At 69.8% G+C, this 13,223-nt stretch carries 11 protein-coding genes; 9 read left to right on the top strand and 2 right to left on the bottom strand.

Annotated elements, in window-relative coordinates; all coding sequences use genetic code 11:
- The first annotated feature begins 1 nt into the window (after position 1).
- Genes ASF44_RS19450 through mmsB form a run of 3 tightly spaced genes read left to right on the top strand, consistent with a single transcriptional unit; the run spans position 2 to position 3,187 of the window.
- The gene (locus ASF44_RS19450) at positions 2–1,156 is read left to right on the top strand and encodes an acyl-CoA dehydrogenase family protein (protein ID WP_056900901.1); all 1,155 of its coding nucleotides are present in this window, start codon (positions 2–4) and stop codon (positions 1,154–1,156) included.
- Entirely contained in the window at positions 1,153–2,268 is a 1,116-nt protein-coding gene (locus tag ASF44_RS19445) for an enoyl-CoA hydratase/isomerase family protein (RefSeq protein ID WP_056900900.1), read from the top strand. The genes ASF44_RS19450 and ASF44_RS19445 overlap by 4 nt, the downstream gene beginning before the upstream one ends.
- Before the next feature lie 25 nt (positions 2,269–2,293).
- Complete coding sequence (gene mmsB / locus ASF44_RS19440) at positions 2,294–3,187, top strand: 3-hydroxyisobutyrate dehydrogenase (protein WP_056900899.1); 894 nt, start codon at positions 2,294–2,296, stop codon at positions 3,185–3,187.
- Here mmsB and ASF44_RS19435 read toward each other — a convergent pair.
- Together ASF44_RS19435 and ASF44_RS19430 are read right to left on the bottom strand one after the other, a co-directional pair.
- Positions 3,165–4,991, bottom strand: a complete 1,827-nt coding sequence (locus ASF44_RS19435) for a hybrid sensor histidine kinase/response regulator (protein ID WP_056900898.1) — start codon at positions 4,989–4,991, stop codon at positions 3,165–3,167. The genes mmsB and ASF44_RS19435 overlap by 23 nt on opposite strands.
- A gap of 73 nt (positions 4,992–5,064) precedes the next feature.
- Entirely contained in the window at positions 5,065–5,709 is a 645-nt protein-coding gene (locus ASF44_RS19430; RefSeq protein ID WP_162243843.1) for a response regulator transcription factor, read from the bottom strand.
- A 124-nt stretch (positions 5,710–5,833) separates the two neighbouring features.
- Between ASF44_RS19430 and dapC the strand changes: the two genes are divergently transcribed.
- Genes dapC through ASF44_RS19400 form a run of 6 tightly spaced genes read left to right on the top strand, consistent with a single transcriptional unit; the run spans position 5,834 to position 13,182 of the window.
- Entirely contained in the window at positions 5,834–7,144 is a 1,311-nt protein-coding gene (gene dapC, locus ASF44_RS19425) for a succinyldiaminopimelate transaminase (RefSeq protein ID WP_056900896.1), read from the top strand.
- On the top strand, positions 7,141–7,974 hold the full coding sequence (dapD, locus tag ASF44_RS19420) for a 2,3,4,5-tetrahydropyridine-2,6-dicarboxylate N-succinyltransferase (RefSeq protein ID WP_056900895.1): 834 nt from the start codon (positions 7,141–7,143) through the stop codon (positions 7,972–7,974). The genes dapC and dapD overlap by 4 nt, the downstream gene beginning before the upstream one ends.
- 23 nt (positions 7,975–7,997) lie before the next feature.
- Positions 7,998–9,140 carry a PilT/PilU family type 4a pilus ATPase gene (locus ASF44_RS19415; protein WP_056900894.1) on the top strand — a complete coding sequence of 381 codons (1,143 nt, stop codon included), beginning with the start codon at positions 7,998–8,000 and terminating at the stop codon, positions 9,138–9,140.
- Positions 9,141–9,144: 4 nt separating this feature from the next.
- Positions 9,145–10,302, top strand: coding sequence for a succinyl-diaminopimelate desuccinylase (gene dapE / locus ASF44_RS32945; RefSeq protein WP_056900893.1), 1,158 nt, complete (start codon positions 9,145–9,147; stop codon positions 10,300–10,302).
- Positions 10,299–11,168 (top strand): 50S ribosomal protein L3 N(5)-glutamine methyltransferase, encoded by an 870-nt coding sequence (prmB, locus tag ASF44_RS32940; protein WP_056900892.1) that lies wholly within the window; start codon positions 10,299–10,301, stop codon positions 11,166–11,168. The genes dapE and prmB overlap by 4 nt, the downstream gene beginning before the upstream one ends.
- 37 nt (positions 11,169–11,205) lie before the next feature.
- Positions 11,206–13,182, top strand: a complete 1,977-nt coding sequence (locus ASF44_RS19400) for an ABC-F family ATP-binding cassette domain-containing protein (RefSeq protein WP_056901125.1) — start codon at positions 11,206–11,208, stop codon at positions 13,180–13,182.
- Positions 13,183–13,223 lie beyond the last annotated feature (41 nt).

Here is a 13,223-nt window from a genome sequence, read left to right as displayed (position 1 = left end):
CATGGACTTCGAACTCTCCGAGGATCAACAGGCCTTCGCCGACACCGCCCGGGAATTCGCCACGCACGAGCTGGCGCCGCATGCGGCGCAGTGGGACCGCGAGCAGACCTTCCCGCGGGACGCCATCGGCAAGGCCGGCGACCTGGGCTTTTGCGGCCTGTATGCGCCCGAGCACATCGGCGGCCTGGCGCTGCCGCGGCTGGACGCCGCGCTGGTGTTCGAACAGATGGCGGCCGTGGACCCCTCCACCACGGCGTTCATCACCATCCACAACATGGCGACCTGGATGCTGGGCACCTGGGCCACGCCAGCGGTGTGCGAGCGCTGGGGCGCCGACCTCACGAGCGGCCGCAAGCTCGCCTCCTACTGCCTGACCGAACCCGGCGCAGGCTCGGACGCCGGCAACCTCAAGACGCGGGCCGAACTGCAGGGCAATGAGTACGTCATCAACGGCGGCAAGGCCTTCATCTCCGGCGCGGGTGCCACCGACGTGCTGGTGCTGATGGCGCGCACCGGCGGTGGCGGCGCAGGCGGCATCTCGGCCTTCGCCGTGCCGGCCGACGCCCCGGGCATCAGCTACGGCAAGAAGGAACACAAGATGGGCTGGAACAGCCAGCCCACGCGCACCATCGCGTTCGACAACGTGCGCATCCCGGCCGACCACCTGCTCGGCGCGGAAGGCGAAGGCTTTCGCATCGCCATGAAGGGGCTGGACGGCGGGCGCATCAACATCGCCACCTGCTCGGTCGGCGCAGCCCAGGGCGCGCTGGACGCAGCCCGCCGCTACCTGCACGAGCGCCAGCAGTTCGGCAAGCCGCTGGCCAGCTTCCAGGCGCTGCAGTTCAAGCTGGCCGACATGGCGACCGAACTGGTCGCCGCACGCCAGATGGTGCGCCTGGCCGCCAGCAAGCTGGACGCCGGCCACCGGGACGCCAGCACCTACTGCGCCATGGCCAAGCGCTTCGCCACCGATGCGGGCTTCAACGTCTGCAACGACGCGCTGCAACTGCACGGCGGCTATGGCTACCTGGGCGAATTCCCGCTGGAGCGGCTGGTGCGCGACACGCGCGTGCACCAGATCCTCGAAGGCACGAACGAAATCATGCGCCTCATCGTGGCGCGCAAACTGCTGGAAAGCGACGTGGACATCCGATGACTGAAGCCGTAGTCCTGTTCGATGAAATCAAGGCCGAGGGTGGCCGGCGCTTCGGCGTGGCCACGCTGAACGCCCCGGCCTCGCTCAATTCGCTGTCGGTCGACATGGTGCGGCTGCTCACGCCCCAGCTGCGCACCTGGGCCGCAGACGCGCGCATCGCCGGCGTGCTGCTCGATGCGGCCGGCGAAAAGGCTTTCTGCGCCGGCGGCGACCTGCGCCAGCTGTACCAGACGCTGCTGGACTGCGGCCCGGCGCGCAACGCCTATGCCGAGCGCTTCTTCGGCGAAGAGTACGAACTCGACTACCTCATCCACACCTTCCCCAAGCCCTTCCTGTGCTGGGGCCACGGCATCGTGATGGGCGGCGGCATCGGCCTCTTGGCGGGCGCATCGCACCGCGTGGTGACGCCCAGGAGCCGGCTGGCCATGCCCGAGATCAACATCGGCCTGTACCCCGACGTGGGCGGCAGCTGGTTCCTGCGCCGCATGCCGGGCCGCACGGGGCTGTTCCTGGCCCTCACGGCCGCCAACTTCAACGCCAACGACGCGCTGTTCGTGGGCCAGGCCGACCACCTCGTGCCGCACGAGCGCAAGGCCCAGGTGCTGCAGCGCATCGCCTCCACGGCGTGGAGCGGCCACGAGCAGGCCGACCGCGCCCTGCTCTCGCGCATCCTGATCGATGCTGGCGAAGGTGCAGAAGCGCCTGCATCCAAGCTGCGCGAGCACTTCGACACGATCAACCGGCTCATGGCCGGAGAAGACCTCCACGACATCGCCGCGCGGCTGGCAGCCCTGCAGAGCGACGACCCCTGGCTGCAGGGCGCGGCCCAAGCGTTCGCCAAGGGCGCGCCCAGCTCGGCCGCCGTGAGTTTCGCGCTGTGGCAGCGCGTGCCGCGCATGTCGCTGGCCGAGGTGTTCCGGCTCGAGTACTGGGCTTCGCTGGGCTTTTGCGCGCACAAGGATTTCGCCGAAGGCATCCGCGCCGTGCTGGTCGACAAGGACCGCAACCCGAAGTGGAGCCCGGCCAGCCTGGCCGAGATCACACCGGCCTTCGTCGAGGACCACCTGCGCCCGCGCGGCGAGATGGCGCCCGAGCTCGTAGGCCTCGTCTGAACATTCAATCGACGGAGACAAGCACATGAAGATCGCATTCATCGGCCTCGGCAACATGGGCGGCCCCATGGCCATGAACCTGCACAAGGCCGGCCACCAGGTCAGCGGGTTCGACCTCTCGGAAGCCGCGTGCAAGAAGTACGCGGCCGACGGCCTGGCCATCGCCGAGACCGCCGCCGCCACGCTGGACGGCGCCGAAGTCGTCATCAGCATGTTGCCGGCCAGCCAGCACGTGGAGGCGTTGTATCTGGGTCGAAACGGAGAAGAGGGCCTGATCGGCAAGATCGCGCCCGGCACGCTGGTGATCGACAGCAGCACGATCGCTGCCGCGAGTTCGCGCAAGGTGGCCGAAGCCGGCGCCGCGCGCGGCATTGCCGTGCTCGACGCGCCGGTCTCCGGCGGCACCGGCGGCGCCATCGCGGGCACGCTGACCTTCATGGTCGGCGGCAGCACCGCCGACCTGGAACGCGCCCGTCCGCTGCTGGAGAAGATGGGCGCCAACATCTTCCACGCCGGCGACGCCGGTGCCGGCCAGACCGCCAAGATCTGCAACAACATGCTGCTGGGCATCCTCATGATCGGCACCTCGGAGGCGCTGGCACTGGGCGTGGCCAACGGGCTGGACCCCAAGGTGCTGTCCGAGATCATGCGGCGCAGCTCGGGTGGCAACTGGGCGCTGGAGAAGTACAACCCGATGCCGGGCGTGATGGAGACATCGCCTGCGTCCAAGGGCTATGCCGGCGGCTTCGGCACCGACCTGATGCTCAAGGACCTGGGCCTGGCGCAGGAGAACGCCGCTGCGGTGAAAGCGGCCACGCCGCTGGGCGGCCTGGCGCGCAACCTCTACGCCGCCCACAGCCTGGCGGGCCACGGCGCGCTGGATTTCTCCAGCGTGCTCAAGCTGCTGCAGAAAGGCTGAGCGCCGCCACCAGTCGCTCGGGCTGCACCGGCTTGAACAGGCAGGGCAGACCGCTGGCGCGGATCGCGGCGATGCGCTCGGGCGCGGTCTCGCCCGTCACGAGCAGGCAGCGCATGGACGGCAGGCTGCGGCGCACGTCCACCAAGAAGTCCAGCCCGCTCTCGCTGCCCGGCAGGCGGAAATCGGCCACCACGGTGTTGATCTCCGGATGCTGCTGCAGTGCCAGCCGCGCGGCCGGCGCGTCTGTCGCCACGCGCACCTGGCAGCCCTGCATGCCGAGCCAGGCCGCCATGGCCATGGCGCTGTCGGCCTCGTCGTCGAGCACGAGCACGTGGTCCGGCAGCCGGCCATGGGCCAGCGCGTGCGGCAGCGGCAGCCCGGCGGCTGCGACCGGCGGCACGCCACGCACCAGCACGCTGAAGCAGGTGCCCCGGCCCGGGCGCGACCGCAACTGCACCGGATGCTGCAGCAGCGCAGACAGCCGCCGCACGATGGACAGGCCCAGCCCCAGCCCCTGGGCCCGGTCGCGCTGTGGATTGCCCACCTGGTAGAACTCCTCGAACACTTGGGCCTGCTGGGCCGGCGCGATGCCGATGCCGGTGTCCAGGACCTCGAAACGCACGGCCTGGCCGCCATCGGGCAGGCGCGCCGGCCGTGCCGCCACCAGCACGCCGCCCTGCTCCGTGTACTTGATGGCGTTGTCCAGCAGGTTGCCGAGCAGGCGCTCGAGCAGCAACCGGTCGCTGGCCACGTGCAGGTTTCCCGGCGCGCGGATGCGCAGGCGCAGGCCCTTTTCCTGCGCGCGGCCGCCGTAGGTGTTCTGCAGCGAGACGAACAGGGCATGCACGCCCAGCGTCTCGATGCGCGGCTGCACGGCGCCGGCGTCCAGCCGCGACACGTCCAGCATGCCGTCCAGCGAGGTGCCGAGCATGCGCACCGAGTGCGCCAGGCGCGCCACCGTCTCGCGCTGCGGCGCCTGCGCCAGCGCATGCTCCAGCACGGCCGTGAACAGCGACACCGCGTGCAGCGGCTGGCGCAGGTCGTGGCTGGCCGAGGCCAGGAAGCGCGTCTTCTCGCGGCTGCCGGCCTCCACGCGATCGACCTGCTCCGCAAGGCGCAGCGCCAGGTCTTCGCGGTCGAAGCGCACCTGCAGCGAATCGACCAGCAGGTCCACTTGCTGCGCCGTCCACTTGATCAGCGTGGAGCTGTATTGCGTGAGCGCCAGCGCCATGATCCAGCCGATCAGCCCGCCCGACCAGGCCAGCGCCAGCACCAGGCCGATCATGGCCGGCACGACGAAGGCGGCCACCGTCTGCCGGTGCGAGCTCAGCACCGCGGCCGCGCTGGACACCATGCCGACGATGAACACCGCCATGAGCGCCATGGACGCCGTGTCGCCACGCCGCATCAGCAGCCAGGGCGCCAGCGCCCACGCGCTGCCCAGCATCCAGAGCAGCCGGGTCTGGCGGTGCAGTTCCGGGCCCAGTTCGGCGTCGGGCACCGGCCCGCGCGCGAGCAGGCGGCGCGTGTGGGTGTAGCGCAGCGCCTGCACCGCATGCACGAGCACGGCCCAGGCCAGCACGCGGGGCGATGGCCCCAGCGCGTAGAACAACGCCCACAGCGCGAGCGCGTACAGCGCGGCCGCGATGGACGCGGCCAGGCTGAACTTCTGCAGCAGCAGTTCCAGCTGGGCGCGCCGCACCGGGCGCATGGCGTCGGCGCCGCGCTGGGCATCGACCAGTTCCTCGTGCAGCAGCAGGCGCCGCCATGCAGGGGCCTTGGGCGCGGGCAGGACGGCATTCATGGAGGCACCCTGGGTCCTGGACCCCGTCCCGCCAGGCGGGCGCAGGCCGGCACGGGGCGGCCCGATGCCGCGCTCATGTCGGGAACATCCCCAGCAGCTCGGCGCGCGAACGCACGTTGAAGCCCAGGAAGATGGACGACACGCAGTTCTTCACCGTGCCCAGCGTCAGGCCGGTCTCCAGTGCAATGGCCTGGTTGTCCAGGCCGGCCAGCAGCAGCTCGAGCACCTGCACCTGGCGCGGGCTCAGCCCCAGGCCCTGGGCCGTGCGCACCGCGGCCGAGCCCGGTGCCTGCGCCGACGCCGCCGCCTGCGGCTCGGCATGCTGGCGCAGCACTTCGACCCAGGCGTCCATGGCGCCCGCATCGGCCGACTTGCTGATGTAGGCGCGCGCGCCCAGTCGCATGGCCTCCTCGCGGATGCGCAGGTCCTGCGCGCCGCTGAGCACCACCACGGGCACGCCGGGATGGTCGCGCCGCAGGATGCGCAGGCCCGCGAAGCCCTTGGCGTCGGGCAGTTGCAGGTCCAGCAGCACCAGGGCGATGGTGCCCTGCGCCGTGGCCAGGCGGGCCAGCCCCTGCTCCAGCGTGCCGGCTTCGTCCACGTCGTAGCAGGCCGAGAACTGCTGCATGACCAGGGTGCGCACGCCCATGCGCACCAGGGCGTGGTCGTCGATCACGAGCAGGCGCCGGACGCCGCAAGCGGCCAGGGGTTCCGTCACTGGAGCAGACATATGGCGCGGAACATACCAACAAGCCCTGCGGCTGACCAGCGCCGTGTGCCCGCGGCGGTGACCGGGGTCATGGCTGCGCCGGTGCGGATGGCCGCCCCGATAATCGCGCCCCATGAATCCCCTGCTCGCCCGCCTGCAGCCCTACCCGTTCGAACGGCTGCGCCAGTTGTTTTCCGGCGTCACGCCGCCGCCGGGGCTGCGCCCGATCAGCCTGGGCATCGGCGAACCCAAGCACCCCACGCCCGATTTCATCCAGGCCGCGCTGGCCGGCGCCCTGCACGACGGCCTGGCCGGCTACCCGCCCACGGCGGGCACGCCCGAACTGCGCGCGGCGTTCACGGGCTGGCTGCAGCGCCGCTACGGCCTGGCGCTGGACGCCGCCACCCAGGTGCTGCCGGTGAACGGCTCCCGCGAGGCCTTGTTCGCGTTCGCGCAGACCGTGGTCGATCCGACGCGGGCCAAGACCCTACCGGCGCCGGGCCGCCCCAAGGCGGGCGACACCCCCTCGGGGGGCAGCGACGCACACGAAGTGGCGAGCGGGGGGGCTCCGTTGGTCGTCTGCCCCAATCCGTTCTACCAGATCTACGAAGGCGCGGCCTTGCTGGCCGGCGCCCAGCCGTACTACGTCCCGAGCGACCCGGCGCGCAACTTTGCGGTCGATTGGGACAGCGTGCCCGCCGACGTCTGGGCCCGCACGCAGCTGCTCTACGTCTGCTCGCCCGGCAACCCCACCGGCGCGGTGATGCCGCTGGAAGAATGGCGCAAGCTGTTCGAGCTGTCGGACCGCCATGGCTTCGTGATCGCCTCCGACGAGTGCTACAGCGAGATCTTCTTCGGCGACGCACCGCCGCTGGGCGGCCTGGAAGCCGCGGCGCAGCTGGGTCGCAGCGACCTGCGCAACATCGTGGCGTTCACGAGCCTGTCCAAGCGCAGCAACGTGCCGGGCATGCGCTCGGGCTTCGTCGCCGGCGATGCCGCGCTGATCAGGCAATACCTGCTGTACCGCACCTACCACGGCAGCGCCATGAGCCCGGTGGTGCAGACCGCGTCCATCGCGGCCTGGAACGACGAGGTGCATGTCCAGGCCAACCGCGCCATGTACCGCGAGAAGTTCGCGGCCGTCACGCCGCTGCTCGCCGAGGTCATGGACGTGCGCCTGCCCGACGCGGCCTTCTACCTGTGGGCCGGCGTGCCGCTGCGCCCGGGCGAGCCGGCCGAGGGCAGCGATGCGCGCTTCGCCCGCGAACTGCTCGCTCAATACAATGTGACGGTCCTGCCCGGCAGCTATCTCGCACGCGAGGCCGCTGGCTTCAATCCCGGCCAGGGACGCGTGCGCATGGCCCTGGTGGCCGAGACCGCCGAATGCGTGGAAGCCGCGCAGCGCATCGTTCAATTCATCCAATCGAGACCGCAAACAGCATGAGCCAACAGCTTCAAACCACCATCGACAACGCCTGGGAGAACCGCGCCAGCCTGTCGCCCCAGTCCGCCCCCAAGGAGGTGCAGGACGCCGTCGAGCACGTGATCGCCGAACTCAACAACGGCAAGCTGCGCGTGGCCACCCGCGAAGGCGTGGGCCAGTGGACGGTGCACCAGTGGATCAAGAAGGCCGTGCTGCTGTCCTTCCGCCTGAAGGACAACGAGGTCGTCCAGGCCGGCCAGTTGGGCTTCTACGACAAGGTGCCCACCAAGTTCGCCCACCTGTCGGCCGACGAGATGAAGGCCACCGGCGTGCGCGTGGTGCCGCCGGCCGTGGCGCGCCGCGGCAGCTTCATCGCCAAGGGCGCGATCCTGATGCCGAGCTACGTGAACATCGGCGCCTACGTCGACGAGGGCACGATGGTCGACACCTGGGCCACCGTGGGCAGCTGCGCCCAGGTCGGCAAGAACGTGCACCTGTCCGGCGGCGTGGGCCTGGGCGGCGTGCTGGAGCCGCTGCAGGCCAACCCGACCATCATCGAGGACAACTGCTTCATCGGCGCGCGTTCCGAAGTGGTCGAGGGCGTGATCGTCGAAGAGAACTCGGTGCTGGGCATGGGCGTGTACATCGGCCAGAGCACGCCGATCTTCAAGCGCGACACCGGCGAGATCGTCTACGGCCGCGTGCCTGCCGGCAGCGTGGTCATCAGCGGCGCGCTGCACAAGAAGACGGCCAACGGCACCGACTACTCGACCTACGCCGCCGTCATCGTCAAGACGGTCGACGCGCAGACCCGCGCCAAAACCAGCCTGAACGACCTGCTGCGCGACTGAGCGCACCACACGGAGGCCAGCCCATGAGTACGATGGAACGCATCCTGCGCCTGATGCAGGAGAAAAAAGCCTCCGACCTGTTCCTGTCGGCCAATGCACCGGCGCAGCTCAAGATCAACGGGCTGACGGTGCCGATCAACAGCCAGGTGCTGCCCTTCGATGCGCCCGTCAAGCTGCTGGCCGAGGTGATGTCGGCGCAGCAGATCCAGGAGCTCGACCGCACCGGCGAGCTCAACGCCGCGGTGTCGCTCAGCGGCGTCGGGCGGTTCCGCGTCAGCGCCATGCGCCAGCGTGGCAGCTACGCGGTGGTGGTGCGCTACATCAACACCGAGATCCCGACGCTGGAATCGCTCAACGTGCCGCCGGTGCTGGCCGACCTGGTGCAGCGCCGGCGCGGCCTGCTGCTCGTGGTCGGGGCCACGGGCGCCGGCAAGACGACGACGCTGGCGGCCATGATGGACCACCGCAACGAGCGCCAGAGCGGGCACATCCTGACCATCGAGGAGCCGATCGAGTTCCTGTTCAAGAACAAGAAGTCCATCGTCAACCAGCGCGAGATCGGCACCGACACGCAGTCGCTGCAGGTGGCGCTCAAGAACGCGCTGCGCCAGGCACCCGACGTGATCCTGATCGGCGAGATCCGCGACCGCGAGACCATGTCGGCCGCCATCGCCTACGCCCAGACCGGCCACCTGTGCCTGGCCACGCTGCACGCCAACAACAGCTACCAGGCGCTCAACCGCATCCTGAACTTCTACCCGGTCGAGGTGCGGCCCACCATGCTGGGCGACCTGGGCGCGGTGCTGCAGGCCGTGGTGTCGCAGCGCCTGCTGCGCACGGTGCGCGGCGAGCGCGTGCCGGCCGTCGAGATCCTCATGAACACCGCGCTGGTGTCCGAGATGATCGAGCAAGGCGACTTCTCTGGCGTCAAGGAGGCCATGGAGAAGTCCATCGCCGAAGGCTCGCAGACCTTCGAGGCCGATATCGCGCGGCTCATCACCGAAGGCGTGATCGAGCGCCAGGAGGGCCTGAGCCACGCCGATTCGGCCACCAACCTGATGTGGCGGCTGCAGAACGACTTCACGCGCGGCGCCATGGCCCAGGCGCCCGCCGAGCCGGACGACGAACCTTCGTTCACCGAGATCACGCTGGACGTGAAGACTTGACCCCATGCATAGCACCCTGCGCCTGGCCGAACAGCTGATCGCCCAGCCCTCCATCACCCCCGAAGACGGCCAATGCCAGGCCTTGATCGCAGAACGCCTGGCCCCGCTGGGCTTTGCCTGCGAATCCATCGTCAGCGGCCCCGACGACTTCCGCGTGCGCAACCTGTGGGCGCGCCGCGCCGGCAGCGCGGCCACGGCGCGCACGCTGGTCTTCGCCGGGCACACCGACGTGGTGCCCACCGGCCCGCTCGCGCAGTGGACGAGCGACCCGTTCACGCCCACGCACCGCGACGGCCGGCTCTACGGCCGCGGCGCCGCCGACATGAAGACCTCGCTGGCGGCATTCGTCGTCGCCACCGAGGAGTTCCTGGCCGCCACGCCGCAGCCCGCGCTGTCGATCGCACTGCTGCTGACCAGCGACGAGGAAGGCCCGGCGCGCGACGGCACGGTGGTCGTCTGCGAGCGCCTGCGTGCACGCGGCGAGAAGCTGGACTGGTGCATCGTCGGCGAGCCGACCTCGGTCGAGCAGACCGGTGACATGGTCAAGAACGGCCGGCGCGGCACCATGGGCGGCAAGCTCACGGTGCTGGGCATCCAGGGCCACATCGCCTACCCGCAGCTGGCGCGCAACCCGATCCACCAGGCCCTGCCCGTGCTGGCCGAACTGGCCGCCACCGAATGGGACCGCGGCAACGATTTTTTCCAGCCCACCAGCTTTCAGGTCAGCAACATCCACGGCGGCACCGGCGCGAGCAACGTGATCCCGGGCGAGGTGGTGGTCGACTTCAACTTCCGCTTCTGCACCGAGTCCACGGCCGAGGGCCTGCAGCAGCGCGTGCGCGAGGTGCTGGACCGCCACGGCCTGGAGTACCGGCTCGACTGGACCATCGGCGGGCGCCCGTTCCTGACCACGCCCGGCCCGCTGGTCGAGGCCGTGCGCGCGGCCATCGCGGCGGAAACCGGCCTGGCCACCGAACTGTCGACCACGGGCGGCACCAGCGATGGCCGCTTCATCGCCCAGATCTGCCCCGAGGTGATCGAACTCGGCCCGCCCAACGCCACGATCCACAAGATCGACGAGAACGTGCGGGTGGCCGACATCGAGCCGCTCAAGAACATCTACCGCGGCGTGCTGGAGCGGCTGGACCGGTCGCTGCGGTGAGCACGGTCCTGCTGACCATCGAGGCCGCGGCGGCGCGGCTGGAACAGGCGGGCGTCGGCTTTGGCCACGGCACCACCAACGCATTCGACGAGGCCGCCTGGCTGGTGCTGTGGCGCCTGGGCCTGCCGCTGGATACGCTGGACGACGTGGCCGGGCAGCCGGTGGACGCCGACGGCCAGGCCCGAATCGATGCGCTGCTGGACGAGCGCATCGCCAGCCGCAAGCCTGCGGCCTACCTCACGCGCGAAGCCTGGCTGCAGGGCGTGCCCTTCTACGTGGACGAGCGCGCCATCGTGCCGCGCTCCTTCATCGCCGAGCTGCTGGCCGACGGCAGCATCGACCCCTGGCTGGGCGAGCACACGCGCCGCGTGCTCGACCTGTGCACCGGCAACGGCAGCCTGGCGGTGCTGGCCGCCATGGCCTGGCCCGAGGTGCAGGTCGAAGCGGCAGACCTGTCGCCCGAGGCGCTGGCCGTGGCCCGCATCAACGTCGACAAGCACGATCTGGCCGGGCGCATCGCGCTGGTCGAGTCCGATGGCCTGGCCCAGGTGTCCGGCCCGTTCGATCTGGTGCTGTGCAACCCGCCCTACGTGAACAGCGACAGCATGGCCGCCCTGCCGGCCGAGTACCAGGCCGAACCGGCGCTGGCGCTGGCGGGCGGGAAAGACGGGATGGACTTTGTCCGCCGACTGCTGCAGGGGGTTTCTGCGAAAATGTCCCCTTTGGCGGTGTTGGTGCTGGAAATCGGCAATGAGCGCCCCTACTTCGAAGCCGCCTTCCCGGCGCTCGAGGTCGTGTGGCTGGACACCAGCGCTGGCGCTGACCAGGTGCTGCTGGTGACGCGCGAAGCACTCAGCCTCCTTTAATCCTTTCGGTCACCGCAGCGTGGTGATCCTCATCACCATGATCACCCTCAAGAACGTCGTCCTGCGCCGCAGCGCCAAGGTGCTGCTCGACAGCGCCAGCGTCACCATCAACCCCGGCGAGAAGGTCGGTCTGGTCGGCCGCAACGGCGCCGGCAAGTCCACGCTGTTCGCGCTGCTCAACGGCACGCTGCACGAAGACGGCGGCGATTTCTACGTGCCGCCGCAGTGGCGCCTCGCCCAGGTGGCGCAGGACATGCCCGAGACCGCCCAGAGCGCCACCGACTTCGTGATCGAAGGCGACACCACGCTCTTGGCCGCGCAGCAGGAAGTGGCTGCAGCCGAGGCCTCCGACGACGGCGAGCGCATGGCCAATGCCTACATGGCCCTGTACGACGCGGGCTCGGGCGACGCACAGGCGCGCGCGCAGGCGCTGATCCTCGGCCTGGGCTTCAAGACCACCGAGCTCGACAACCCCGTCAACAGCTTCTCGGGCGGCTGGCGCATGCGCCTGCAGCTGGCGCGCGCGCTGATGTGCCCGTCCGACCTGATGCTGCTCGACGAGCCGACCAACCACTTGGACCTGGACGCCCTGGTCTGGCTGGAAGCCTGGCTCAAGCGCTACATGGGCACGCTGCTGGTCATCAGCCATGACCGCGAATTCCTCGACGCCATCACCGACGTGACGGTGCACATCGAGGCCGCCAAGCTCAACCGCTACGGCGGCAACTACACCAAGTTCGAGGACATGCGCGCCGAGAAGATGGAGTTGCAACAGGCCTCGTTCGCCAAGCAGCAGGACAAGATCGCCCACCTGCAGAAGTTCATCAACCGCTTCAAGGCCCAGGCCAGCAAGGCCAAGCAGGCGCAGAGCCGGGTCAAGGCGCTGGACCGCATGGAGAAGATCGCACCGCTGCTGGCCGAGGCCGAGTTCACCTTCGAGTTCAAGGAACCGGCCAACCTGCCCAACCCGATGCTGTCGATGTCGGACGCCACCTTCGGCTACCCGCCGCCGGAAGACGCGCCCGCGGGCGCCGGCCCCACCGTCATCGTGCAGAAGGTCAACAAATCGGTGCTGGCCGGCCAGCGCATCGGCATCCTCGGCGCCAACGGCCAGGGCAAGTCGACGCTGGTCAAGACGGTGGCGCGCGCGCTCAAGCCGATCCAGGGCGAGATCCTCGAAGGCAAGGGCCTGAACATCGGCTACTTCGCGCAACAGGAACTCGACGTGCTGCACCCGGCGGACACGCCGCTGGAGCACATGATCGGCCTGGTCAAGGAGACCACGGCCGCCGGCCGGCTCGCCGGCCAGGGCACGCGCGAGCAGGACCTGCGCAGCTTCCTCGGCACCTTCAACTTCAGCGGCGACATGGTCAAGCAGGCCGTGGGCAGCATGAGCGGCGGCGAGAAGGCGCGCCTGGTGCTGTGCATGATCGTCTGGCAGCGCCCCAACCTGCTGCTGCTCGACGAGCCGACCAACCACCTGGACCTGGCCACCCGCGAGGCACTGGCCATGGCGCTCAACGAGTTCGAAGGCACGGTCATGCTGGTCAGCCACGACCGGGCGCTGCTGCGCTCGGTCTGCGACGAGTTCTGGATGGTCTCGCGCGGCGGCGTGGAGCCGTTCGACGGCGACCTGGACGACTACCAGCGCTATTTGCTCGAGGAATCGAAGCGCCTGCGCGAGGCGCTCAAGGCAGCCCCCGCGCCGAAGGCCGAGGCCACAGCCCCCGCACCCGCCCCTGCCCCCGCCTCGGCGGACCAGCGCAAGCAGGACGCCCAGCGGCGCCAGGAGCAGGCCGAGCGCCTGCGCCCCCTGCGCAAGCAGATCGACAAGCTCGACCGCAGCATGGCGGCGCTGACCGAGGAGAAGGCGGTGCTCGAACAACGCCTCAGCCAGCCGCTCGCACCGGCCGAAATGGCCGAGGCTGGCCGCCGGCTCAAGCAGGTCGGCGAACAGCTCGCCGCGCAGGAAGAAGAGTGGCTGGGCCTGTCGGAACAACTGGAAACTTCCTGACAAGACGGCCGCACCGGCTCAGGTAAATTGCCCGCAGTTTT

The sequence above is a fragment of the Pseudorhodoferax sp. Leaf274 genome (genome assembly GCF_001422445.1).
Taxonomy (GTDB): Bacteria; Pseudomonadota; Gammaproteobacteria; order Burkholderiales; family Burkholderiaceae_C; genus Pseudorhodoferax.
This window is presented reverse-complemented; position numbering and strand designations above follow the sequence as displayed.